The following is a 24,677-nucleotide window of genomic DNA, read 5'->3' on the forward strand; positions in this document are numbered from 1 at the left end:
CAACAATTTTTGAGAAAAAGCACTTTAGCACTGCTATTACTTTTTAGGAGGCTCTTTCGGAGCAAGTGCGGCTAAGTCTTCTGGTGTAAGTGGCATCAAAGCCTGTAATTGGAAAGATGTAGTTAAAGGTGGCGGCCCTACCTGACGTATGGCTTTACCTGTTTGGGATGTAGCTTGTACTGGAGCTAGTACTGACTGATAATCTCTAACGATTAACAAAGGCTGCAAACGCTCTATATTCCGCAAAATTGATTGGGTTTGTTCATAAGTACCAACAAATTCAACATTAATACTTATGCGTTTAAGTTTGTTATTTACTGCTACACCTAATGAACCATCTATAATTGGTTCGGCTTTAGTAGTAGCAGGGGCAAACTTCTGGAGTTTAGCTTTGACAGCATTGGGAGGAACTTGAGCATTGCCAGACTCAATCAACCGATTTAAATCTAAGAGCAGAGTATCTAAAGTTTTTTCATTAGCAAACAAACCTAAAACCTGAATTTGCTGTTGTTTGGCATCAGCTAAATCTTTTTTTACTTGGTCAATTTGTTTGAGAGTAGCTTTTTTCTGGTCAATTTGCCCTTGTAATTCTCCACTTTTGGCTTGCTGTTGCTGATAGGTATCCCATGCTGGCATAACAAAGTTCAGCACTATAAATAAGGCTCCAGCAAGACCTACTACCCCCGCTATACCTCCAATAATTTGGGGAGTGAAGGCAATACCAAATAGGACGGGGTAGGGCGATGCTCCTGAGTCAAATTCCTCACCCTGATCTGCAAAATTCAAATCTTCACTCAGCGTCATTTTGGGATGACTCCTGTTTGTTGCATAGTGCGAATTCGAGCTACTAATCCTACCGTGCCTTTTTGTTCCAACTCCCGAACTAAATCGGAAGCAGGAACATCGCTTAAACTCGATTGGATTGTATATTTAACTATTTGTGGCGGTTTGATGGGAACTTTAGATGTACTCGCAGTTGGTGGTAATGGTGCATCTACTAAGTTGGCAGTGGTAATTCTGCTGTCGGAAGCTTTCAAAAATTGAGACTGTTGCAGACTCAATAAGAAATCGTTGACATCGTTAAAAGTCCGCGCGACTCCGGTGATTTCGATACCACCAGCCGGGTTTGCGGGTGGCTGACCTTCTGCGGCTGGAGTAGGTGGAATTTGTTTGACGTTTTCTATTTGTACTGTAGCTGGAATGCGATCGCGCAAATCTTGTAACATCGCTGACCAAGGTCGAATTTGGTCAAATACAGTGACTAAACTTTGAGTTTCCCCTTTAACAGCATTTGTTTCTTCCTTGATTTTGTTAATATTTCCTATTTCTGTATCTAATCTAGTGACTTCTTGCTGTAACTGTGCTATGTTCTGCTCTAGTTCACCGTTCTTCCCTTGCAGTATCCACCAACCAGCCCCAGCAAAAATCGGTAAACATAAACCCAAACCAACCCCTAAGAAAATTGGTTTCGGATCGCCCACCGAAAGCTTTTTACCGGCTTTTTTGTCACTCTTGTTTTGGTAAATCGGTCGGTCTTTGAGAAAGTTAACATCTAAACTGTACATTCTGTTACACCTCCCGCATTCCGAGGCCAAGTACGATCGCTAAACCAGAACGTTCCAAAGCTGGATATTTTTGTTCATCAACCTGCAAAGACAATGCCCCAACTGGGTCTATTTGTACAGTTGGCAAGCTTAAGCGTTGTGTGAAGAACTCGTCTAGCTGTTGCAGTCCGCCACCTGGCCCAGCCAAAAGGATCTGCGCGATTTCCAAATTTTCACTTTGATTTAAGTAAAAATCGATAGAACGGCGCAGTTCATCCGTTAGTTCTCCTACAACTCTCATCATCGCTGCCATCCCAGGGTTGATTCCTGTCACCCCTGTTTGTCCACCATCCATAGGAGTCGCAGGAATAATCATTTCCCGTAAAAGTTCCATATCTCGTGATGTAGGTACACTCATTGCCCTAGCTAGGGCTTCTTGCATTTGATAAGTGCCAATTGGCACAGTCCGCGAAAATTGAGGTACTCCGTTCACAATGATGGCTATTTCTGTACTGTCGAACTCAATGTCAACTAGTACCACCGCTTCCTGTGGCCCAAATTGCCGCAGTTGGTCGCGGATTGTCCGAATCAGCGCAAAACTGTTAATCTCTAAAACATCGATTTGCAATCCAGCTTGCTCAAAAGTACTTAAATATGTATCAGTTACCTCCTTGCGGGTGGCTACTAATAATACCTGTACTTTTTCGATGCCGTCCTCATCTACAAAGTACCCAAGTTTTTGGTAATCTACATCAGCTTCTTCACGAGGATATGGTAAATACAAACCAGCTTCATGATTTAACACCATGTCCCGTAATTCTTTGTCATCTAACTCAGCTGGCACTGGAATCAGACGTACGATAGAATCTCGTCCAGGTACGCCGGTCGCAACACGAGAAGCTTTGATTTTACTTTCAGCTAATCCTTGCTGAATGATTTGCGCCATTGTCGGGGGGTCAGTAATTTGACCATCTGTCACCACACCTTCGGGAACTGGAACAGATGTAAAAGATTCTAGTTTTAAACCTTGGCGTTGCTTGCGTAACTGAACGATATTTACCCGTTCTGATGCAAGTTCGATGCCAACCCCTTTATTAGATTTGCCAAACAGACTATTGAAGCTTTTCACCACAGTTCCGCCGGACTACTAAATAGAAAATTTCATTTGTCAACGCAGTATATTGCGTTTTTACGGGTAATTGATTTAGCCTATAATCTCGTTAATTCTCCATAAGCTTTTCATTTCTATCAAGGGTGAAAATACTGGTAAAATGATTCGATTGCAAAAATTCAAACAACTAACAGCTTGGGCAATAATTGGTTTATTGACTAGTTGGATTGTTAGTTGCAGCACAGGTAACGTTGGCACAAGTCCAAAAACAGGCACAACAGAAGCAGCCAACATTGAGTTTTGGACAATGCAACTCCAACCTCAATTTACTGACTACTTTAAAACTTTGATTTCTGATTTTGAGTCACAAAATCCCGGTGTAAAAATTAACTGGGTTGATGTGCCTTGGGCAGCTATGGAGAACAAAATTCTAACAGCTGTCTCTGCAAAAACGCCACCTGATGTTGTTAACCTAAATCCAGATTTTGCATCCCAACTGGCGGGGCGAAATGCTTGGTTAGACTTAGATACAGCAATTCCAAAAGATGTGCGTTCGACTTATTTACCAAACATTTGGAAAGCCAGCACACTCAATGGCAAAAGTTTCGGAATTCCCTGGTATCTCACAACAAGGCTAACTATTTATAACACTGAATTATTAAAACAGGCAGGTATCAGTAAACCACCAACTACCTACGTAGAATTAGCACAGGTAGCACAACAAATCAAAAATAAAACTGGTAAATATGCCTTTTTTATTACTTTTGTACCGCAAGATTCCGGCGAGGTGATGGAGTCTTTGGTACAAATGGGGGTGACTTTAGTTGATGCTGAAGGTAAAGCCGCTTTTAATTCACCACAAGGTAAAGCTGCATTTCAATATTGGGTTGACTTGTACAAAAAAGGACTACTACCAAAAGAAGTGTTAACCCAAGGTCATCGTCATGCTATTGATTTATATCAATCTGGTGAAACTGCATTTTTAGCTTCAGGGCCAGAATTTCTCAAAACAATAGCTAACAATGCTCCAAAAATTGCTCAAGCTTCCGCTATTGCACCACAAATTACTGGTGATACAGGTAAGAAAAATGTGGCTGTGATGAATATAATTATTCCTCGCGCCAGCAAACATCCTGAAGCAGCCACAAAGTTTGCTTTATTTGTCACAAATGACGCAAATCAATTATCGTTTGCAAAAGCAGCAAATGTTTTACCTTCAACTACTAAAGCATTATCTGATAGTTACTTTAAAGATATGCCAGCTAATGCTTCTACTGTTGAAAAAGCCAGAGTTATTAGCGCAACTCAATTACAGCAAGCTGAGGTTTTAACCCCGACCCTAAAAGACTTTAATAAATTGCAAAAGGCAATTTATGAAAATTTGCAAGCAGCTATGTTAGGTCAAAAAACTGTTGATCAAGCTGTTGAAGATGCCGCCCAACAGTGGAATAATCGCTAAATTTTGAAAGTTTCAGATTCCCGACTTCTTCAAGAAGTCGGGAATCTTTTTATTTATGAAGGATTTAATTTTCCTAAAAAGTGTCCAATTAGATAAAGAGAACCACACAAAACCACTAAATTATTTGTATTAGTAAAAGCTGATGCCAGTGATGATGATACATCTGGATATGTTTGACACAAGTTTAGTTTTGGGCAAATATTATTAGCCAGATTTGCTAATTCTTGAGGATTAGCTGAATTATTATCTGGTACTGGTACTAAATATAATTTATCGTTTGTTTGTAGCAGGGCTTGGAAAATTTCGGTATGGTCTTTTGTCGAAAGCATACCAATTACCCAAGTTACATTTTGGGGATTTAGACTATCTACGTAATTACGTAAGACTTGGGCTGCTGCGGGGTTATGTGCGCCGTCAATTAATAATTTATGATTCTTCCAAGTTAGCCATTGCATTCTTCCTGGCCATTTGGTGTTTGCCATCCCATTGATAATGGCTGATTCCAGAATTTGCCAACCTTGTTGTTGGAGAATTTCTAAGGTTGCTAAAGCTAAAGCTGAATTAGTTAATTGAATTTGCCCTTGTAATGGTAGAGGGTATTGAATGAAATTTTGAGGATATTGAAGAAGTGTTTGATATTCTGCCCAGCCTGGAGAGATTTGTTGTGCAGCTTGGGGTGTAAATATTGGGCATTTTAATTCTTCGGCACGCGATCGCACAACTTTTTCCGCATCGGCTGGCAATGAACCCATGACAAGCGGACATCCAGGCTTGATAATTCCGGCTTTTTCTCTAGCGATATCAGCCACAGTGGGGCCTAGTTGTTGCCAATGTTCGCGGCTAATGGAAGTAATTACTGTCACCAAAGGTTCAGAACAAACATTAGTCGCATCTAAACGTCCGCCTAGCCCAACTTCTATTACTGCAATATCAACTTGCTGCTGGGCAAAATACAACCAAGCAGCCGCAGTAATAATTTCAAACTGAGTCGGATATTCATCATCACCAGAAACAGCCGCTTGGACTTTTTGTAAAAGCTGACTTAATTCCTCAGCCGAAATTGCTTGTTCATTGATACAAATCCTTTCTGTCCAATCAATTAAATGCGGCGAAATGTAACGTCCTGTCCGATAACCAGCTGCGGTAAGTACTGAAGAGAGGTAAGCGCAGACAGAACCTTTCCCATTTGTCCCAGCAACGTGAATGACTGAGATGCGTTCATGCGGGTTGCCCAGGTTTGCCAATAGTTTGACAATACGTGACAGTCCCAGATTTACACCAAAATGTTGTAAAGGTTGAAGTACAGAATCGATATTCACTGGAAGGAGTGGGGAGTGGGGAGTGGGGAAGTAAGGGGGCAGGGGTGCAGGGTGCAGAGGAGTTTAACTAATGACAAATGACAAATGACAAATGACAAAACCGACTGCCCAGATTTCCTAGAAACAGTCGGTTGTAAGGTGATAATGTAAATTTATGTTTATGCTTCTCTGTTCAAAAAGTTTTGCACTTGTCTTAAAGCTGCTGCACCGATGTTAAAAACAGCCCAGCCAGCCGCAACAGCAATAGGCGCTAAAACGATCGCTACACGAAAATCGATATCCATAATTTAGAACCCCTCTGTTAAGTAGAAATTAAAGTTTTATCAACTCTTCTCATCTTTATTTTTAGCCCAAGTGGGCATTTTTTCCAACTAGGTATGTAAAGAAAGATTACAGTGGAGTCAAGAACCATTTGTTCATCTTCCTTGTCTCCCTTGTCTCCCTTGTCTTCCTTTCTCCTTCACCCAGCATTAAAACCCAAATCACTGCCTTTCCCCGCATGAACCAAAGCTAACTTTTTGTAACGTTCAGCGTGTTCTATGAGTTCGGCGGCTTCGGTGGCGCTAATTTGACGCAACACTTTGCCAGGAACGCCGACAACTAAAGATAAAGGCGGTACATCTTTTGTCACAACTGCGCCTGCACCGATAATACTGCCACTGCCTACTCTGACACCATCTAAGACTACTGCCCCAATACCAATTAAACAGCCGCGCTCAATATGGGCAGAATGTATCACAGCACGATGTCCGACAGTCACATAATCTTCTAAAATGGTGGGCAAACCAGGATCACCGTGCAGAATGGCTCCGTCTTGGATATTTGTGCATTCACCAATCTCAATCCGCTCTACATCAGCTCTAACTACTGCTCCATACCAAATGCTGGCTCCGGCTTGGATGTTCACAGCACCAATGACAACAGCATTGTCGGCAACGAAGGCTGCTGGAGAAAAATCAGGAGATGGCCAGTAAGAAGCGGTAGACACGATAGAATAGGAATATGGTACCCAGGAACACTGGAGAAACTCCAACCTTTGAGAAACTGGTTGCACAACCAGAATATCATGTTGTTAGGCCTCTACACTGAGGAAAACACAGTTTACAATTGTTCTAAACTGCAACTACGTTTCCGTGCAGTTACGAACAATTAACTTAAAGTGGAGGAGCCGAAGTGTAAAATCGAACCTAATGGTGCTAGTGAAGAAGAAATTATGTTTGTACGCACTTCATGATGAATCCAGGTTTGCAGTACCCAATATTTGGTCACGAAATTCAGTGTCCCCACTGTCGGCAGACTATTCCGGCTTTGACACTTACTGATACTTATCTTTGTCCTCGTCATGGCGCATTTGAAGCCAACCCTAAGACTGAGGAGTTAATTCATCTACAGTCAGGTCGTCATTGGCGCAGATGGAATGGGGAATGGTATAGACAACACACTCATCCTGATGGGATACGGTTTGAAATTCACGAAGCTTTAGACAAACTGTATACCCAAGGCTACCGAGCAACAAAGGTAATTATTGCCAGACGTTATCAGGAATTGATGAGTGGTTATTTAGAACGCAGTACCCCTTGGCGTTCTGGACAGCCAGAGACGACATCGGCGCGACTTTATGGCTTACCAGTAGAATTTAGTCCCGATTCCTCAGAAGAACCTTCCTGGGAAGTGATTAATTTCGATTTGGAAAAAGAGCCAGGAGTGCCTGTGCGCTACCCTTATTTCAGGTTGTTTGAGTAAAAATCAATGGTCAATGGTCAATTCAAATGACTATTGACCATTGACAAATGACTATTGACAAATTATGCACCACGCCTCTATCCGCACTGCGAATATTCATCGCGCGATCGCTTTTTATGAATTGTTGGGGTTTACCGTATGTGAACGCTTCACTACAGGCTATACCCTGGCTTGTTGGATGGAAGGCTTAGGCGGACGCATTGAACTGATTCAAATTCCCCAACCCAAACCTGCGCCTGATGCGTTTGATGATGAGCATTATGTTGGGTATTATCATTTGTCTTTTGATTTAACGGCAGTCACACCAGATTTACCTAGCTGGTTAATAAATTTAAAAACCAGCTTTGCATTAGCAGCACAAAACCAGCCAGAACAATTCTCACCCCTGAAAATCCTTTTAGAGCCGACACAACAGCAAATAGGCGATCGCATCTGGGAAGTTGCCTTCATTGCAGACAGTGATGGTTTACCTCTAGAATTTATTCGGACTTTAACTAAACTCGGTTAAATAAACTTGGCTCTTTATATAATTTTTGTTACTAGACTAAATATACTCTTTGTTACTAGACTAATTTTTCTCTGGTAGTGTCTCTGATTTCAGTGATCCCGAAGAAAGAATAGACTACTAATAATCACGCTTATAAATATATAATTGCATTTAATAAAAACATCTACCAAAAAATGTCTCTGTTTTTTATAGGGTATAGATATCGTTGGTCATTCTTATTTTTAAGTCTGTGGATAATCACAGTATTTTGCTTAAGTACTCAACCCGCTGATAGCAAATATATAGCTAAAATCAAATCAGACAATACTCACACACAATTGATTGCAACTCATATAAATAACCCAACAATTACAGCCAACGTTCGTAAAACAGTATTAGAAAATGGTCTGACTGTTTTAACAAAAGAAGTGCATACTGCGCCAGTTGTCAGTGTGCAAATGTGGTACAAAGTTGGTTCACGCTATGAAGCACCAGGAACTAACGGGATTGCACATCAACTTGAACACATGATGTTTAAAGGTACAAAAAATCGTCCAGTGCAATTTGGTCGATTATTTAGTGCTTTAGGTAGCGACTCCAACGCTTTTACGAGTTATGACCAAACAGCTTATTACAACACTGTAGAACGGGAAAAACTCAAAGCACTGCTAGTTTTAGAAGCAGATAGAATGCAAAATTCTCTGATGGAACCAGAACAACTAGCAACAGAAAAACGAGTAGTAATTTCAGAATTACAAGGTTACGAAAATAGTCCAGAATACCGCCTCAACCGTGCTGTTATGCACGCCTTATTTCCCAATCATGCTTATGGATTACCTGTGGGTGGTAACAAAGCAGATGTTGAGAAATTTCAAGTTGAGCAAGTCAAGGAATATTACCGCAAATTTTATACTCCTGATAATGCTGTATTAGTAATTGTGGGAGATTTTCAAACGAGCAAAACCCTAGAAACTGTCAAAGAAATATTTGGTAAGTTACCGAAGAGGCAGGAGGCAGAAGGCAGAAGGCAGGAGGCAGAAGTAGATAGTTTATTACTCAGCACTCACACTTCAAGTTCGCTCAGTGTACAGCACTCAGCACTCAACACTCCCCTAATATTAAGAGAACAGGGAGCCGCAGCGATGCTGCAAGTGGTTTATCCACTGCCTAATTTGCATCACCCAGATATTCCTGCTTTGGAAGTGCTGGATTACATTTTGACAGAGGGGAGGAACTCACGGCTTTATCAGACATTGGTGGAATCTGGTTTAGCAAGTGAAGTGACTGCTTCGGTTTCTAGCTTGCAAGAGGCTGGCTGGTATGAGTTGTTAGTGACAGCAGATGATCATCAAGATTTGAAGAAGATTGAAAAAATACTAAATCGTGCGATCGCTAATTTAGTCCAAAAAGGAGTCAAACCAGAGGAATTAACCAGGGCTAAAATGCAGGTAGAAGCTGGGGTAATTTTGAGTAATCGGGATATCACTAGCCAAGCAATGCAATTAGCTAATGATGAAATAACTGCTGGTGACTATCGCTATACTGACTGCTATTTAGAGGCTGTTAGTCAAGTGACAGATGCGGATATTGTCAATGTAGCCAAAAAATATCTTCAACCAGAAACCCGCGTTGTTGGATTATTTCAGCCGACTGAACAAAATGTAACGGAAACGGGTAAAAAATTTAACTTAAATCAAACTAAAGAAAATTTATCTGCTGCTACACCTTTGGCTGTATCAGAAATAGATAAATATTTACCACCGCTAGAAGAAACAACAGATATTGTTAAAAAAGTCTCCCACAACGCGAGTCAAAAAAATTCTACTCTGGCGTTACCAGAGCAATTTACTTTAGCTAACGGTTTAAAAGTATTACTATTACCTGATAAAAGTACACCCACAGTAACTTTAAACGGTCACATCAAAGCCGGAAAAGAATTTGATGCGGAACATCAAGCAGGATTGGCATCTTTGGTGGCTGATAACTTAATGAGTGGGACAAAAAGCAAAAATGCTTTAACTCTGGCGAAGGCTTTAGAAGAAAGAGGCGCATCGTTGGATTTTACAGCTTATCGTGAAGGTGTGCGAATTGAAGGCGATGGTTTAGCCGTAGACTTACCGATTCTGATTGAGACTTTAGCAGATGCGGTGAAAAACAGTACATTTCCCAAAAAAGAATTGGAATTAAACCGCCAGCAAGCTTTAACTGACTTGAAACAGGAATTGGATGATCCCGCAGAAGTCGCAAAAAGAATTTTTGTTCAATCTCTTTATCCGAAACAACATCCTTTACATACTTTTCCGACAGAAAAGAGTCTGAAACAAATTAAGCGAGAGGATGTAATTGCGTTTAAAGCTAAATATTATCGTCCAGATACAACAGTGCTGGTGATAGTAGGAGATTTTGAACCTACCCAAGTGCGATCGCTCATCGAAAAATCATTAGGCGATTGGCAAGTGAGTGGTCAACCACCAACAATCCAATATCCAAATGTAAAATTACCAGATAATCTCTTACGTGTAAACCCGGTGATGGCAGGGAAAGCGCAAGCGATTACTTTTATGGGTAACACAGGTATTAATCGTCAAGACCCCCGCTATTATCCGTCTTTAGTCTTAAATCAAATTTTGGGAGGCGATACATTATCTAGTTATTTAGGTGCAGAAGTGCGCGATCGCCAAGGGCTAACTTATGGTATTTATAGTTACTTGCAAGCGCAAAAAAATGCTGGGACATTTTGGATAGAAATGCAAACTAGTCCAGAAGATAGCAACAAAGCGATCGCTAGTACCCGCAAACTTATACAAGAAATTCATCAGCAAGGTGTCACAGCCAATGATGTAGAAACAGCTAAAAACACCTTAGTTAGTAACTACAAAATTTCTCTCGCTGACCCTGAAGAATTAGCACATACAATGCTGATGAATCAGGTATATGGAATGGACATTACAGAACTAAATTCCTTTGCTGATAAAATCAAACAAGTTTCTCTTACTCAAGTAAATCAAGCAGCTCGTGAATTACTCCACCCAGATAAAATTGTGGTGGTGACAGCAGGCCCGGCTGTAATTGCAGATAAAAATCATGAGTGATTTGAGGAATGCAAAAGTAAAAAGGTGAGCCATTGCGGTGGACGGGTTTCCCGGCATAAAGCAAATGGTGAACCCGAAGGGCAAAAGTAAAAAGAAAGAATATTTATACCAAAATCCCAACCTGTACTAGAGGCTAGGGGTTAGATATTATGAGTAATTAATAATTTTATACAGGGGTTAAAAAACTAATGAAAATTTCTTTAATAACAAAATTCAGACCTCAGACTTTATACTTCATATTTCAATTTTCTTTGCTACTTAGCCTGAGTTTTGTTAATTTTATGCCATCAGCCATTGCAGCAAATATTCCTAGCGATTTGCTCAAGCAACCAGCTACAGAAATTACAGTTAGCTTGGGTAATGCTGCTAACGAACTCAAATTTGAACCAAATCATTTAGAATTAATCGCAGGTAAACGCTATCTACTGCAACTCAAAAATCCTAGCCAATTAAAGCATTATTTTACTGCTAAAGATTTTTCTGATGGCATTTGGACGCAAAAAGTAGAAGCCGGAAAAGTAGAAATTAAAGGGGCTATTCACGAATTAGAATTAAAACCCGGTGCTGAGGCTGAATGGGTTTTTGTTCCTTTAAAAAGCGGCAAATATAACTTACACTGTACTATACCAGGACATACAGACGCTGGGATGACAGGGGAAATCATCATCAGTAATTCATAATTACTTTTGCCAATCAGTTATCTTTCCTTAGTTAGATATAGCTTGTCCTCTTCTACTCAGGGAAAAAATTTATCTGCGTCCATCTGCGGTTAATAACTCTAATCCTCCAACCACAGACACTAACAAACTTTCAAACCTATTAACTGCTATAACTTAAATATAGATATAGTTTCTCAATTATTCTATAAAAAGCACGGAATCCGTAGCGACAAAGCATCAGCAATTATTATCAGCACATGAACATTTTTAGCAACTTGCTTTCTCAACCAGTTAAAGTCACACCGTCACCAAAACAGCGTCGGGGAATTGAAATCAAATCGCCGCGTGAAGTGGAAATTATGCGGCAATCTGCGAAAATTGTCGCAACGGTGCTGAAAGAAATTTCTGAATTGGTCAAACCAGGGATGACAACAGCCGACTTGGATGCTTACGCGGAAAAGCGCATCCGGGAAATGGACGCAACACCCAGTTTCAAAGGATATCACGGATTTAAAGGCTCTATTTGCTCCAGTATTAACAATGAAGTCGTGCATGGTATTCCTAGTCCGAAAAAAGTCATTCGTGCTGGGGATGTCTTAAAAGTAGATACAGGTGCTTATTACCAAGGTTTTCACGGCGATTCTTGCATTACAATTGCTGTGGAGGAAGTCACTCCAGAAGCCGCTAGACTGATTCGTGTAGCTGAGGAAGCTTTGTATAAAGGTATAGAACAAGTGAAAGCAGGTGCATATCTGCTTGACTTAGCTGGCGCGATCGAAGACCATGTAAAAGCCAATGGTTACAGTGTGGTAGAAGAGTTCACTGGACATGGCGTTGGTCGGAACTTGCACGAAGAACCATCAGTGTTTAACTTCCGCACCAGAGAAATGCCAAATGTAAAATTGCGTGCGGGAATGACTTTGGCAATTGAACCAATTTTAAATGCAGGTTCTAAACATACACGTACATTAGCTGACCGTTGGACTGCGGTAACGGTAGACAATTCTCTATCGGCTCAGTTTGAGCATACGGTGTTGGTGACGGAAACTGGTTATGAAATTTTGACCGATCGCACTAAAGTATAGTAGGTAATAGGTGACAGGTGACAGATTTAAAAGTCTTTTGCTGTCGTTGATATGTCCTAATTTCCTAATTATTGCTATAAGTTACAGCGATCGCAATTCATCCCAACAGCACAGTTGATAAATTAACGTTGGGATGAATTTTTGCTGTTTAAGTTCTAATACGGTAATGAGAGTTGATTTCTCAATTTTTGTTTTACCTGTTAGAGAATGAGTAAGATTTGGGGGATTCTCCCCCACACCCCCGATTGGGGGACGGTTGCGTCCCCCAAACCCCCTCCAAAATCATTTTTTCGTTTTTTATTAGTTTTGTTGTAATTTAGTGTTCTTTAGGACTTACGCAACTGGCATATTTTTTCTGTAGGGTGTGTGACGCAACGAGAAAATTTGAACGTAGTCATCAGATTTATAGCGTCACGCACCAACCACCAATTTTGACACTTACGTAAGTCCTGTCTGAACTGTATTGGTATAAGTCCAATATCGGAAAAATTCATCCCACAGGAACTAAACACAGAAACTAGAAATGAGTTCAATCAAGAAATAGGTAAAACTTTAGCATTTGCGAACATGACCACCATTGAATGTCAAAATCTAGGTAATCAACAGCGATCGCCTCAAACTATTCTGCCAAACTTAGGTTTAGTTTGTATTACAATTTCTCAAAAAGTCCGCTTTAAAACAATCACACGCACACGCTATTTAAAACTATCCCTAAAAGAACGGGAAAGTATCTTACGAGAGCTTTATCAACATAACTTACAGCGATTGCATGATGCGTTGACTTTTTGTGAACAGAATCAAATTCGCCTTTATCGTATGACTTCTAATTTATTTCCGATGAATGATTTAGAAGACAAAATTGGCGAAAATATCTTAGAAGAAATGGCTGATGAGTTGAGTAAAATTGGTCAACGTGCAGTCGCCCTTGGTATCAGAATGGTATTACATCCTGATCAATTTGTAGTGCTGAGTTCCGATTCACCAGAAGTTGTACAAACTAGTATCAATATCTTAGCCAGACACGCGCGAGACTTGGATTTACTGGGTTTACCTCGTTCGCCTTGGTCGTTGATGAACATTCATGGTGGTAAATCGCAACGCGCCGAAAAGTTAATACAAGTAATTTCAGAATTACCAGAAGCGATTAAAAGTCGCTTAACTTTGGAAAACGACGAATACGCCTATAGCGCCAGTGAAATTTTAGCAGTGTGCCAAGCCGCGAAAATTCCCTTGGTATTCGACGCTCATCACCATATTTGCCACGAAAATTTAGACAGCTACAATGAGCCGAGTGTGGCTACGATGTTTGAGGCGGCGAGGGAAACTTGGAAAAACCCAGATTGGCAATTAGTTCATATTTCCAACGGTGAAACAGCCTTTAAAGATAGAAAACACAGTGATTTCATTAATGCTATGCCTGATATCTATCATCAAGCACCGTGGATAGAAGTGGAAGCTAAACGCAAAGAAGAAGCGATCGCCCATTTGCGTAGTTGGTGGCTTGTGGGACAATAATATTTTTGTTGAGAAAATTTTGCCCTACCTTGCCTTGGCATGGAATAATTAAGAGACTATGGCGATCGCAATCGATTTTGGTACTAGCAACACAGTCATTGCCCGTTGGAATCCCGTCACCCAGCAGGCGGAAACTCTGAGTTTACCTGGTTTATCAATTCAACAAAGTCTCAATCCTCCACTTATTCCCAGTTTGGTATATGTGGAGGATGCAGCCCAGAGTAAAGTTTTAGTAGGGCAGCAAGTACGCGATCGCGGTTTGGATCTCAAAGGCGAATCTCGATTTTTCCGTAGTTTTAAGCGTGGTATCGGTGCAGAAATTCAAGGCTTCTTACCAGAATTAGACGGAGAAACCGTCACCTTTGAACAAGTTGGACAATGGTTTCTCAATCAAGTAATTGAAAAACTAGCACCCTTAGAAGGTGGATTGGACTCACTGATCTTAACCGTCCCCGTCGATAGTTTTGAAGCTTACCGCCACTGGTTAGGTCAAGTTTGCCAAAGCCTTCCAGTCGAACAAGTGCGGATGTTGGATGAACCCACAGCCGCCGCCTTGGGTTATGGTTTGGCTGATCAAGAAAATCTCTTAGTGATTGACTTTGGTGGCGGTACTTTAGATTTATCTTTAGTCAAGTTAGATAAAGGCGCACAAGGTAATACTAAACCCATCGGATTTTTGCTCAAATTTGGTAATAAATCCCTAGCGGAAAATTCCAAGCAAAAAGTCAAAATGGCGCGTGTGTTGGCAAAAGCTGGGCAGAATTTAGGCGGAACAGATATTGATAATTGGTTAGTTGATTACTTTGCTAAAACTCAAGGCTTGCTAGTAAGTCCATTAACAACGAGATTAGCGGAAAAAGTCAAAATTCAGCTATCAACTCAAAACCAAGCCAGCGAAGTTTATTTTGATGATGAAACATTTGAAAGTTACGAATTAAATTTAGACCGGGATAATTTAGAAAATATCCTTAAAGAACACGCATTTTTTGAGCGACTAGATGAGTCAATGACAAATCTGTTGCAACAAGCACGCCGCCAAGGAATTGAATTAGCAGATATTAATGCTGTGTTGTTAGTTGGGGGAACTGTCCAACTACCAGCAGTGCAGACATGGGTAAAACAGTATTTTGCGCCAGAAAAAATCAGGTGTGAAAAGCCTTTTGAAGCGATCGCCCAAGGTGCATTACAGTTATCTCAAGGCGTGGAAATCAAAGACTTTCTCTACCACAGTTACGGGATTCGTTATTGGGATCGACGCAACCAGCGCCACAGTTGGCATCCGATTATTAAATCAGGGCAAGCTTACCCGATGAATCAAGCTGTAGAGTTATTTTTAGGCGCATCTGTGGAGAATCAACCCAGCATTGAGTTAATTATCGGAGAATTAGGCGCAGACACAGGTAATACCGAAGTTTATTTTGATGGCGATCGCTTAATTACCCGCCGTCTGGATAGCGGTGAAACCACTGTTAAACCTCTGAATGATAGCGCAGGCGCGAGAACCATTGCTCAACTCACACCGCCAGGGTATCCGGGGAGCGATCGGGTAAAAATCCTCTTTCAAGTTGATGAACAACGCTTTTTACGCATCACTGTTGAGGATTTGTTGACGAATGACACCTTGTTAGAAAATCAGCTTGTGGCGCAGTTGAGTTAAAGTATTTATACGATAGCGATCGCATAAATACTTTAAGACTGTTTTGGATATTTGGCGAAAGAAACACTCATTTTATATTTTTAAGAAGAGATACGATGATTTCATTTCAAAAGAATAAACCACCAACTGAACCACCGATGGAAGCCCTAAAGGCATATTTTAATGTAGCCTTCAAAGCTACTACAGCAACCTGCATAGCCAATTTCTGAACTTCTTTTTCTAATTCCAGCCATATCTCGTCATTCAGAAATTCTCCACTGTATAACGATTGCTCTTGATCATCAAGCTCATCTTCTATACTCTCTAGCTCAAATTCCTCATTTTTTTCTACACAAGCACTTTCGGCTTTTTCTATTTCATAAGAAAGTTCAATTTCCCGCTTCAACCATTCAAGTGCTTTCTTAGTTGCTTCATCTTTAGTATGACCTACTGCTGTTGCTTCAAATTCTTCATAACTAAGTGTTGCCTGGAACAATCCATTAACAATTGGTTTGATTTTTAGCTTCATGTCTACAAATTTTGTCTCTTAACAGTTTAAGCTTGGATATTTCAAAAGCATAATCTTAGTAAAGTGACCCTTCCTATTCTTTGCAGTCCATTTTTAGCGATCGCCATTTTGTCTCATTTCCCGTTCAATAATTTCCTTGATAAATTCAGGAATTTCTTTTTCCAGCCTGATAGCCTGTTGTTTTAATTTTTCATAAATCTCAATGTCATCTCCTTGCCACATTAAATCTATTCTCCTAATCTCTTGCATTGCGATGTGTGTGTAATTTTCTGGATACGCCCAATAACATGACAAACAAATAGATTTATCCTTAATGCTATTCCAATTTTCACAATGCTCACATGACCAAGACTTAGCTCGATTAGCCGAACCACAAAGTAACATAAAACTTTCTGGTGCTAGTTCTGGTTCTCCATCAACTTCAAACGGAACACGATGATCAATCTGTAACTCACGCTCTTCAACTTTTTCTAAATAGATGAAGCATTTACAACCATATCTCCTGATTAATTCGTTTTTAATCTGTTTTGATAAGCCTGTTCTACCAGATAATCTAGAAAACCTTGCCTTACTAACATCTCCAAATCTGTAGGCTGCTATCTTTCTTCCATCACTTCCTGTTACACGGAAAGTTTCTAGAGGAATTCCATGTTCTCGAACATCTCTAGCTGCTCTTGGAGGATGATTGTAACCATATCTTTCCTTCAGTTCTTCCGTTGTAATAAAACCATATTGCAAAATATGATCAATAACAGCTTTTGGCCTTTTGGCTGTTACTGACTGACAAAGTTGTATGAAATCATTAGGTAACTGCTGAGAACTGTCCATACATTTCCAAAAGAGTAAGCTGTCTCGCTGCTTTGCTAATATAGCTCTCTAGCTCTGAAGATTGTCCATTTAGTAGATTTGGCGACAAGTATAAAGACTCTATTGTTATTTCTGCTCTTCCTAGTAGTGTTGCTTGCGATGATCTACCAACTTCAATCTCAACCTTCCTGAGTCCTAACTCTTGAGGTAATGGCATACCAAAAGTTTTGTTGCCAAGTTTGCCATCATAGCTAATTGCAAACGGTACTCCACGTTGATTTAATTGTTCTATAGATATAACAAAATCATCAAAATTAATTCCTGAGAAATATCTTGAATCTCTATTTCCACACACGCCCTGATAGGGAGGATCTAGATATACAAAATCACTGCTCTTTACGGTGGTTAAAACTTCTCTATAATCCAGACTGGTAAATTGACATTTACCTTTTAATAATGCAGAAACTCCTTCAATATTTTTCCGCATTTTGTGAGGCTGAGTTCCCCTGCGCCTCTTATCAGGACTTTGATTAAATAAACCTTCAGAATTATATCTAACAGAACCTTTCACACATCGAGCTAACAAATATAAAAAAAGCTTTGGGTCATTAGTTTGATTAAATTTATTTCTAACTTCAAAGTAATGCCCTATAGAATCATGATTTTGAGCATTCCATATATTTGTATAGTAACTTACTATCTCATCTGATTGTTCTACAATTATCTCTAATAATTCAATAAGTGGTTTATTAATATCATTCAGCCAAAAGCATTGAGAAATATTTTTAGACGCAACAGCTATACTAATTGCTGCTGTACCTGCAAATGGTTCTACAAATCTTTCTATTTTGTTAGGCAGAAAACTGAGAATTTTTGACGCAAGCTTTCTCTTACTACCCTGATATTGAATAGGATGCGGCAAGTTAACCATCTCAACAGCAAAACAAATGATATTAACTTCTTAGCTTATCATAAAGGTTAAATTACTCCGAATTATACAATGTAGCCTGATTGAGATGGCTGAGTGCGATCGCCTCACTTAAAATTACGATTCTCAATTAGTTGCTGAAACGCAACTAAAGTTTTTTGATGTTGTTCGTTTGCAACCCAAGTAAAATCATCATGACCTGCACCATCTACCCACAATGACATTTTAGGATCAGGTGCGGCTGAGTATAGTGTATATCCATGTTGGACAGGGATAGTTTGGTCAGCTTGACCGTGCATCACTAAGATTGGACAGTTAACCTGCGGAAGTTTTTTCAGGTTAGAAAACTTATCGAAGGGAAGTAAGGGAAAAGGTACAACAACGCGAAAAGCGGATGTAAATGTACTTTCCAAAATTAAACCAGCCACAGAATGACGAGTTGCTAAATCAACAGCTGATCCTCCACCAACAGAACGTCCATAGACGATAATTTTCTTCGGTGGTACTTTTAGCTGCTGTGTGAGATAAATGTATGCGGCTTCAGCATCTTGGTAAGCATTAGATTCGCCAGGTTTACCATCGCTTGTCCCAAAACCGCGATAGTCATAGGCAAAAACGCTAAATCCCCATTGATGTAGACGTTCTAAAAACGGCTGAATATCACCAATATCTTCGGCATTACCGTGGATGTAGAGGATTGTATACTCTCCCCTGGGATTAGGTAGATGCACAGCCGAAATCTTTTGTTTGTCAGTAACGGGTACTTTCAAAATACTGGCACTGTCTTGATAAGTAGCAGGTTGAGGCAGAAAAATCATGCTATCTGCTCTAAAAAAAACATAAAACGCGAAAAAGCCGTAAATAAACAACAAGGAGCGAACTAGCCGTTTCCAACTGAGTTCACCAATCAATAGCTTTCTAAGTTGCGATCGCTGCATGAATTTATGAGAACTTTATAGGGTAATAATCAATTTTTCCCAAAACCTCTCGTCTAAACAACTATGAAGAGCGTTATTTAATTTACGTTCGTTTCTTTGCAAAAGTGGGTAACTTGAGTAAGTAACACACGGAAATGAATCCATGCTCATGTTACTCTTTAAAATTGGCAATGAGCGGTATGCGATCGCATCTCAAGAAATTGTAGAAGTTATACCCCTGCTTGTCCTCAAAAACTTGCCACACACACCAGAATATCTAGCTGGTGTATTTAGCTATCGTGGTCATGTTGTACCAGTCATCGATTTATGTCAATTGATGCGGGGTAAAACCTGTGGCAATAATTTGAGTACACGAATTATATTAGTTAACTATTGTAGAGATAATCATACTCAACATATTTTGGGTTTGATGGCAGAACAAGTAGTCGAAACACTACATCTATCTACAAATAAATTTGTTGATTCTCATCTTCCAATAGAGGCAGCGTCATATTTGGGCAAAATGACTGTAGATGAACGTGGAATAATTTATTGTCTTGATATTAAATACTTGTTATCTGAAACAGAGCAAATAAATTTATCTTTTAAATAGAGTCTAGGGATTAGAAATTGTATCAATATTTTTGTTAATTGATATTAATAATTCTAAATGAGAAACTCTAATCTCTAGCCATAGTGGATGTAGGTTAAAAACATTAATAATGGTGCAATCTGTAATTGAAGCTTTACTGAGAAGTAAAATTGGTTTAGATGTTAACTCAATTGGTTCTGGTGCGATCGCTAGTGCTATTCATCACCGAATGGCAGATTGTGGCATATCAGAAATGTCTAACTATTTGGGGTATTTACAAGATTCTCCCCAAGAATGGGAAGCACTAATTGAGAATGTAATTGTCCCAGAGACATGGTTTTTTCGTGAGCTGGAATCATTTGCGCTGCTCAAGAGCTATGTATTATCAGAATGGTTGCCCAAAAAACCGCAAGGTGTGTTGCGGGTTTTAAGTGTACCTTGCGCCACAGGTGAAGAACCATATTCAATTGCGATCGCTTTATTAGAAGCAGGTTTAACATCTACTCAATTTCAAATTGATGCTGTTGATATTAGCAAACAATGTTTGTCAAAAGCCCAAACAGCAATTTATGATCAACACTCATTTCGTGGATATAATTTTGCTTCTCAAGAATACTATTTTCAACTAATTAATTCAAAATATTACCTAAAATCATCAGTAAAAGAAAGGGTAAGGTTTATCAATGGCAATTTAGCCGATGCTGATTTTAGCCTTAGTCAACAAAAGTATGATATAATTTTTTGCCGCAATTTATTAATTTATTTTGATAGTATTACTAAAGAAAAAACTATTAAAATTTTAGAAAATTTACTAGCTATTAGAGGCTTATTATTTGTTGCATCTGCCGAAGCTCCATTACTCATGAAAACTCAATTGGCAGCTATACGTCAGTCTTCAGCTATTGCTTATCAAAAGTTGAGTAACCACCAAAATTTTATAACCGACACATCAATAAATTTTCCTCAAATAAAAACACAAAAATCATTTGAATCGGCTATCAACAACAAGGTAAAAATTTCGCCAACCCAGCAGCTAAATATAGCCAATCCTAACAGCAATTTATTAGATTTAGCTAAAACTGCGGCTAATCAAGGTCGCTTAGAAGATGCAGTTCAACTATGTAACAACTATCTCAATCAAAATCAAATCAATGCAGAAGCTTATGTTCTGCTTGGTGAGGTACAGCAAGCAATGGGAAAAAATGAACCAGCTGGAGAATCTTTTCGTAAAGCCATTTATCTGCAACCTAATCACGAAGCCGCATTGACTCATTTAGCCTTACTCAAAGAACAGCAGGGAGATAAAACCAGTGCTGATTTACTTTGGCAACGCATCTACAGATTACAGCATGAGAAATCCCTGAATCAAGAACAGGGGTGAGACACTAGTATTGCAAGGCAAAAGGCAAAAGTAAAAAGAAGAAATATTTATACCACAGGTCTTTTAGCGATTTATTATGGTTAATAAGCGTGGTCGAAGTGTGGTCTGTTTATTTACACCACAACCTATCTAGGCAGAAAAAATTGATCTAACAGGCTTTTCACTTCTTTAGAATAGTTACTTGATTTACTAACCTCAAGTCCCTAGCCTCTCTTATCCAGCTTAATTTGGCAAATCTTCACACTTATTTAAGTAAATTAATAACATTAGAGGAAATTTAAATATCTTAATTGTTAGTTTGCTTTTTTATTGGGGAATTTTAGTATTTGTGAGCTTTGATGAGATAAATCCAAAATAACAATGCTAAATAATTGGAAGCTTAAAGATAGAACCTTATTAGGATTTTCTATCCCGACAATTTTAATATTTGTTTTTAGTGTGATAGTTTACGCGACTAGTAATCAGACAAGAATTATTTATAAGCAAGTGGGAATGTCAAATGAAGCCATTATAGCGACAAATAATATGGCTTTGAGTATGGCAAACATGAATCTCGCAATTCGGCGATATTTATATAATCCTAAAAAGTATCCAGATGCGCTGGAAAGATATGATTTCTTTTATAAACGCTTTCAAGAGGGATTGAATATTGCCTCTAAGGTTGCTGAAGACAAATTGCAGGAACAAAGATTAAAAATAATGCAAAATATGTTCGATGAATTTGATAGGTTGGTTAAAAGTACAATCACAAAACCAAATTTTGAGAACAATAGATTGTTAATTGAACAATATCTAGAAAAATCCGGGGATATGAGCTATGAATTTCGCCAAATTCATGAGCAGTTTGCTAAAAACCAAAAAGAAATTATGCAAAACCGGATTGAAGGCACAAAAGCAATGCTCAACTTAATGAGTTTATTAGCTGTGTTAGTAACTCTATCAACTATAGCGATCGCATTTTTTGTAACTTCGGTCATTTCGCGGTCTTTGGGTAGCCGAGTATCTACGGTTGTTGATGTCGCAGATCAGATTTCTGCTGGTGATTTCACTTTATCTTTGCCTGAGAGTGAATTGAAGAGCAAAGATGAAATTGGTCAAATCATGGCATCTTTTCAGATTATGTTGCAAAAGTTGAGTACCTTAATCCGTCAAGTCCAAGGTTCAGGTATTCAAGTCACAACCTCCGCCACCCTGGTAGGCGCAGCCGGTACACAATTAGAAACAACACTAACAGAACAAGTAGCATCAACAAACCAAGTCACAGCAACAGCCAAAGAAATCGCCGCCACCTCAAAAGAACTAGCACACACAATGGAACAAGTGGTGACAATGTCGCAAGCAACAACCACAGCAGCGAACATCAGCCAAACAGACTTGCAGCGGATGGAAACAAGTATGCGCCAGTTAGCAGAAGCGACAAACACCATTGCCATGAGACTAGGAATTATCAGCGAAAAAGCTAACAACATTAATAATATTGTCTTAACAATTACCAAAGTCGCTGACCAAACCAACTTGCTCTCGTTAAACGCCGCCATTGAAGCGGAAAAAGCCGGAGAATATGGCTTAGGTTTTGCAGTAGTCGCCAGAGAAATTCGCAGATTAGCAGACCAAACCGCAGTCGCCACATTAGATATTGAACAGATGGTTAAACAAATGCAATCTTCGGTATCAACAGGGGTAATGGAAATGGACAAATTTGCCGCCGAAGTCGGGCGGAGTGTGGCAGATGTCAGTCATATTAGTAGCCAAGTTGGACAAATTATCCAGCAGGTGCAAGACTTAAACCCACGTTTTGCCACGGTGAATCAAGGAATGGAAATGCAGTCATTAGGAGCGCAACAAATTAGTGATGCAATGGTGCAGTTAAGTAGTACCTCAATGCAAACTGCCGATTCACTGCGGGAAATTAATCAGGCGCTTGCCCAACTTAATCAAGTCGCCCGTGGTTTACGTCAAGAAGTTTCTGTGTTTAAAGTTAACAACAATGCTATAGCACCGCCTTTATCGTAATTTCAAAATAATTATCCTCGAATTACGGATGCCAATCTCCCTCAATAAAGGCTATGAATGGCTAATTAACAGCGATTTAGCTGTTGTAGCAGAATCAAATTCCTCAATTATGAATCTTTTGATTTTTTAGTTATCGGTTTCTATTTCTAGAATAGCAAATAATTACAAAGGAAAATAATATGCCGCGAGGTATAAAAATCAATCATTTTGTGATGGGTGGATGTGCGATTATTGTTAGTTTAACAGGGGTTGCCAGCTATATTTCCAACTCAAATACTAACTCCCTTATAGAATCGAATAATTGGGTAAATCAGACTTATGCTATCAAAGCTCAGTTAAAAGAACTGGAAAAATTCTTACTTGATGCCGAAACAGGACAAAGAGGCTTTCTTCTTACTAAAGAAGAAAGATATTTAGAACCATATAAATTAGCCAAGGTTAAATTAAAAGATACTTTTATTCAAATCAGAAGCAAAATTATAGGTAGTTCTCAACAAATTAAAACTCTAAATGAAATTGAAAAATTAAGCCAAGCCAAAATGGCTGAACTAGAAACAACTATTAATCTGAAGCGAGTTGGACAAGAAAAGGAATTATTAGCTCTGATTTTATCCGATAAAGGCAAAAGTGTAATGGATGAAATCAGATTTAAAATGAATGAGATGTTAGCAGTGGAAGACCAAAGTTTAGTCGAAAGAAAAAATCAAGCTAATCAAATTCAAAGCGTTGCTGTCTTGGTAAACTGGGGAAGTTTTTTCGGGATTGTGAGTGTGACGATCGCTGTTTGTTTAGGAATTATCTTAATTCCAAGTCGGGAGTTAGCGCGGTCTTTGCAAACAGCTTTTCATTTAGCTGACAAAGTAGCGACTGGCGATTTTACCAGTAATGTAGAAATCACTGCCAATGATGAGATTAATAAGTTAATGGCAGCACTCCAAACAATGAAACAGAAATTGAGTACCTTGATTCGTCAAGTCCAAGGTTCAGGTATTCAAGTCACAACCTCCGCCACCCAAATAGCCGCAGCTGGCAAACAATTGGAAACGACAATTTCTGAACAAGTAGCATCAACAAACCAAGTCACAGCGACAGCCAAAGAAATCGCCGCCACCTCAAAAGAACTAGCACACACAATGGAACAAGTGGTGACAATGTCGCAAGCAACAACCACAGCAGCAAACATCAGCCAAACAGACTTGCAGCGGATGGAAACAAGTATGCGCCAGTTAGCAGAAGCGACAAACACCATTGCCATGAGACTAGGAATTATCAGCGAAAAAGCTAACAACATTAATAATATTGTCTTAACAATTACCAAAGTCGCTGACCAAACCAACTTGCTCTCGTTAAACGCCGCCATTGAAGCGGAAAAAGCCGGAGAATATGGCTTAGGTTTTGCAGTAGTCGCCAGAGAAATTCGCAGATTAGCAGACCAAACCGCAGTCGCCACATTAGATATTGAACAGATGGTTAAACAAATGCAATCTTCGGTATCAACAGGGGTAATGGAAATGGACAAATTTGCCGCCGAAGTCGGGCGGAGTGTGGCAGATGTCAGTCATATTAGTAGCCAAGTTGGACAAATTATCCAGCAGGTGCAAGACTTGAATCCCCATTTTGCCACGGTGAATCAAGGAATGGAAATGCAGTCATTAGGAGCGCAACAAATTAGTGATGCAATGGTGCAGTTAAGTAGTACCTCAATGCAAACTGCCGATTCACTGCGGGAAATTAATCAGGCGCTTGCCCAACTTAATCAAGTCGCCCGTGGTTTACGTCAAGAAGTTTCTGTGTTTAAAGTCAAAAGTGATGATTTTTCATCCTTTAACCCAGTTGATGTAGCAGCTTAATCAAGACAAA

General features: G+C 39.5%; 23 protein-coding genes. 12 read left to right on the forward strand and 11 right to left on the reverse strand.

The genetic code is table 11. The features are described 5' to 3' along the window. Positions 1-36: 36 nt before the first annotated feature. Genes H6G75_RS17330 through pilM form a run of 3 tightly spaced genes read right to left on the reverse strand, consistent with a single transcriptional unit; the run spans position 37 to position 2,676 of the window. Positions 37-804 (reverse strand): GspMb/PilO family protein, encoded by a 768-nt coding sequence (locus H6G75_RS17330; protein WP_190981255.1) that lies wholly within the window; start codon positions 802-804, stop codon positions 37-39. Next, positions 801-1,565 carry a PilN domain-containing protein gene (locus tag H6G75_RS17335; RefSeq protein ID WP_190981256.1) on the reverse strand — a complete coding sequence of 255 codons (765 nt, stop codon included), beginning with the start codon at positions 1,563-1,565 and terminating at the stop codon, positions 801-803. Before H6G75_RS17335 ends, H6G75_RS17330 begins: the two co-directional genes overlap by 4 nt. A 4-nt stretch (positions 1,566-1,569) precedes the next feature. After that, positions 1,570-2,676, reverse strand: coding sequence for a type IV pilus assembly protein PilM (gene pilM / locus H6G75_RS17340; RefSeq protein ID WP_190981257.1), 1,107 nt, complete (start codon positions 2,674-2,676; stop codon positions 1,570-1,572). Between the two features lie 139 nt (positions 2,677-2,815). On the opposite strand from pilM, the gene H6G75_RS17345 reads away from it, so the two are divergent. Further along, positions 2,816-4,114 (forward strand): sugar ABC transporter substrate-binding protein, encoded by a 1,299-nt coding sequence (locus H6G75_RS17345; RefSeq protein ID WP_190981258.1) that lies wholly within the window; start codon positions 2,816-2,818, stop codon positions 4,112-4,114. Between the two features lie 53 nt (positions 4,115-4,167). Here the strand turns inward: H6G75_RS17345 and H6G75_RS17350 are convergent, their stop codons facing one another. From H6G75_RS17350 to H6G75_RS17360, 3 genes are all read right to left on the reverse strand, one after another. After that, positions 4,168-5,433: a glutamate ligase domain-containing protein gene (locus tag H6G75_RS17350; RefSeq protein WP_190981259.1), complete on the reverse strand. Its 1,266-nt coding sequence runs from the start codon at positions 5,431-5,433 to the stop codon at positions 4,168-4,170. Between the two features lie 158 nt (positions 5,434-5,591). Next, on the reverse strand, positions 5,592-5,717 hold the full coding sequence (locus tag H6G75_RS17355; protein WP_096581838.1) for a photosystem II protein Y: 126 nt from the start codon (positions 5,715-5,717) through the stop codon (positions 5,592-5,594). A 176-nt stretch (positions 5,718-5,893) separates the two neighbouring features. Then, positions 5,894-6,421 carry a gamma carbonic anhydrase family protein gene (locus tag H6G75_RS17360; RefSeq protein WP_190981260.1) on the reverse strand — a complete coding sequence of 176 codons (528 nt, stop codon included), beginning with the start codon at positions 6,419-6,421 and terminating at the stop codon, positions 5,894-5,896. A 242-nt stretch (positions 6,422-6,663) separates the two neighbouring features. Here H6G75_RS17360 and H6G75_RS17365 point away from each other — a divergent pair, with 242 nt between their 5' ends. The 5 genes from H6G75_RS17365 (at position 6,664) to map (ending at position 12,499) form a co-directional block, all read left to right on the forward strand. Further along, a complete protein-coding gene (locus H6G75_RS17365; protein WP_199331560.1) occupies positions 6,664-7,176 on the forward strand; it encodes a TIGR02652 family protein in 513 nt (170 codons plus the stop codon). Between the two features lie 64 nt (positions 7,177-7,240). Continuing rightward, positions 7,241-7,684 carry a VOC family protein gene (locus H6G75_RS17370; RefSeq protein WP_190981261.1) on the forward strand — a complete coding sequence of 148 codons (444 nt, stop codon included), beginning with the start codon at positions 7,241-7,243 and terminating at the stop codon, positions 7,682-7,684. 173 nt (positions 7,685-7,857) lie between these two features. Beyond that, positions 7,858-10,755 (forward strand): pitrilysin family protein, encoded by a 2,898-nt coding sequence (locus H6G75_RS17375; RefSeq protein ID WP_190981262.1) that lies wholly within the window; start codon positions 7,858-7,860, stop codon positions 10,753-10,755. Positions 10,756-10,943: 188 nt separating this feature from the next. Next, entirely contained in the window at positions 10,944-11,435 is a 492-nt protein-coding gene (locus H6G75_RS17380; RefSeq protein WP_190981263.1) for a cupredoxin domain-containing protein, read from the forward strand. A gap of 236 nt (positions 11,436-11,671) precedes the next feature. Continuing rightward, a complete protein-coding gene (gene map, locus H6G75_RS17385; RefSeq protein WP_190981264.1) occupies positions 11,672-12,499 on the forward strand; it encodes a type I methionyl aminopeptidase in 828 nt (275 codons plus the stop codon). An 81-nt stretch (positions 12,500-12,580) separates the two neighbouring features. On the opposite strand, the gene H6G75_RS17390 is transcribed toward map, so the two are convergent. Next, a complete protein-coding gene (locus H6G75_RS17390; RefSeq protein WP_190981265.1) occupies positions 12,581-12,736 on the reverse strand; it encodes a hypothetical protein in 156 nt (51 codons plus the stop codon). 330 nt (positions 12,737-13,066) lie between these two features. On the opposite strand from H6G75_RS17390, the gene uvsE reads away from it, so the two are divergent. Both uvsE and H6G75_RS17400 read left to right on the forward strand, forming a co-directional pair. Then, the gene (gene uvsE / locus H6G75_RS17395; RefSeq protein WP_190981266.1) at positions 13,067-14,014 is read left to right on the forward strand and encodes a UV DNA damage repair endonuclease UvsE; all 948 of its coding nucleotides are present in this window, start codon (positions 13,067-13,069) and stop codon (positions 14,012-14,014) included. A 58-nt stretch (positions 14,015-14,072) separates the two neighbouring features. Further along, the gene (locus H6G75_RS17400; RefSeq protein WP_190981267.1) at positions 14,073-15,671 is read left to right on the forward strand and encodes an Hsp70 family protein; all 1,599 of its coding nucleotides are present in this window, start codon (positions 14,073-14,075) and stop codon (positions 15,669-15,671) included. A 106-nt stretch (positions 15,672-15,777) separates the two neighbouring features. Here H6G75_RS17400 and H6G75_RS17405 read toward each other — a convergent pair whose 3' ends face one another. From H6G75_RS17405 to H6G75_RS17420, 4 genes are all read right to left on the reverse strand, one after another. Next, positions 15,778-16,179, reverse strand: a complete 402-nt coding sequence (locus H6G75_RS17405) for a hypothetical protein (RefSeq protein ID WP_190981268.1) — start codon at positions 16,177-16,179, stop codon at positions 15,778-15,780. A gap of 93 nt (positions 16,180-16,272) precedes the next feature. Further along, positions 16,273-17,007, reverse strand: a complete 735-nt coding sequence (locus H6G75_RS17410) for an HNH endonuclease (protein ID WP_190981269.1) — start codon at positions 17,005-17,007, stop codon at positions 16,273-16,275. Further along, positions 16,982-17,917, reverse strand: a complete 936-nt coding sequence (locus tag H6G75_RS17415) for a DNA adenine methylase (RefSeq protein ID WP_190981270.1) — start codon at positions 17,915-17,917, stop codon at positions 16,982-16,984. The genes H6G75_RS17410 and H6G75_RS17415 overlap by 26 nt, the downstream gene beginning before the upstream one ends. A gap of 104 nt (positions 17,918-18,021) precedes the next feature. Next, complete coding sequence (locus H6G75_RS17420) at positions 18,022-18,852, reverse strand: alpha/beta hydrolase (protein WP_190981271.1); 831 nt, start codon at positions 18,850-18,852, stop codon at positions 18,022-18,024. Positions 18,853-18,994: 142 nt separating this feature from the next. On the opposite strand from H6G75_RS17420, the gene H6G75_RS17425 reads away from it, so the two are divergent. The 4 genes from H6G75_RS17425 to H6G75_RS17440 all read left to right on the forward strand — a co-directional run bounded on the left by H6G75_RS17425 (position 18,995) and on the right by H6G75_RS17440 (position 24,667). After that, positions 18,995-19,444 (forward strand): chemotaxis protein CheW, encoded by a 450-nt coding sequence (locus H6G75_RS17425; RefSeq protein WP_190981272.1) that lies wholly within the window; start codon positions 18,995-18,997, stop codon positions 19,442-19,444. 109 nt (positions 19,445-19,553) lie between these two features. After that, positions 19,554-20,804, forward strand: coding sequence for a protein-glutamate O-methyltransferase CheR (locus tag H6G75_RS17430; RefSeq protein WP_190981273.1), 1,251 nt, complete (start codon positions 19,554-19,556; stop codon positions 20,802-20,804). A gap of 360 nt (positions 20,805-21,164) precedes the next feature. Next, a complete protein-coding gene (locus H6G75_RS17435; protein ID WP_190981274.1) occupies positions 21,165-22,817 on the forward strand; it encodes a methyl-accepting chemotaxis protein in 1,653 nt (550 codons plus the stop codon). A gap of 179 nt (positions 22,818-22,996) precedes the next feature. Further along, complete coding sequence (locus tag H6G75_RS17440; RefSeq protein ID WP_190981275.1) at positions 22,997-24,667, forward strand: methyl-accepting chemotaxis protein; 1,671 nt, start codon at positions 22,997-22,999, stop codon at positions 24,665-24,667. Positions 24,668-24,677: the final 10 nt, after the last annotated feature.

The organism is Nostoc sp. FACHB-280 (assembly GCF_014697615.1).
In the GTDB taxonomy this organism is placed as follows: Bacteria; Cyanobacteriota; Cyanobacteriia; order Cyanobacteriales; family Nostocaceae; genus Nostoc_B.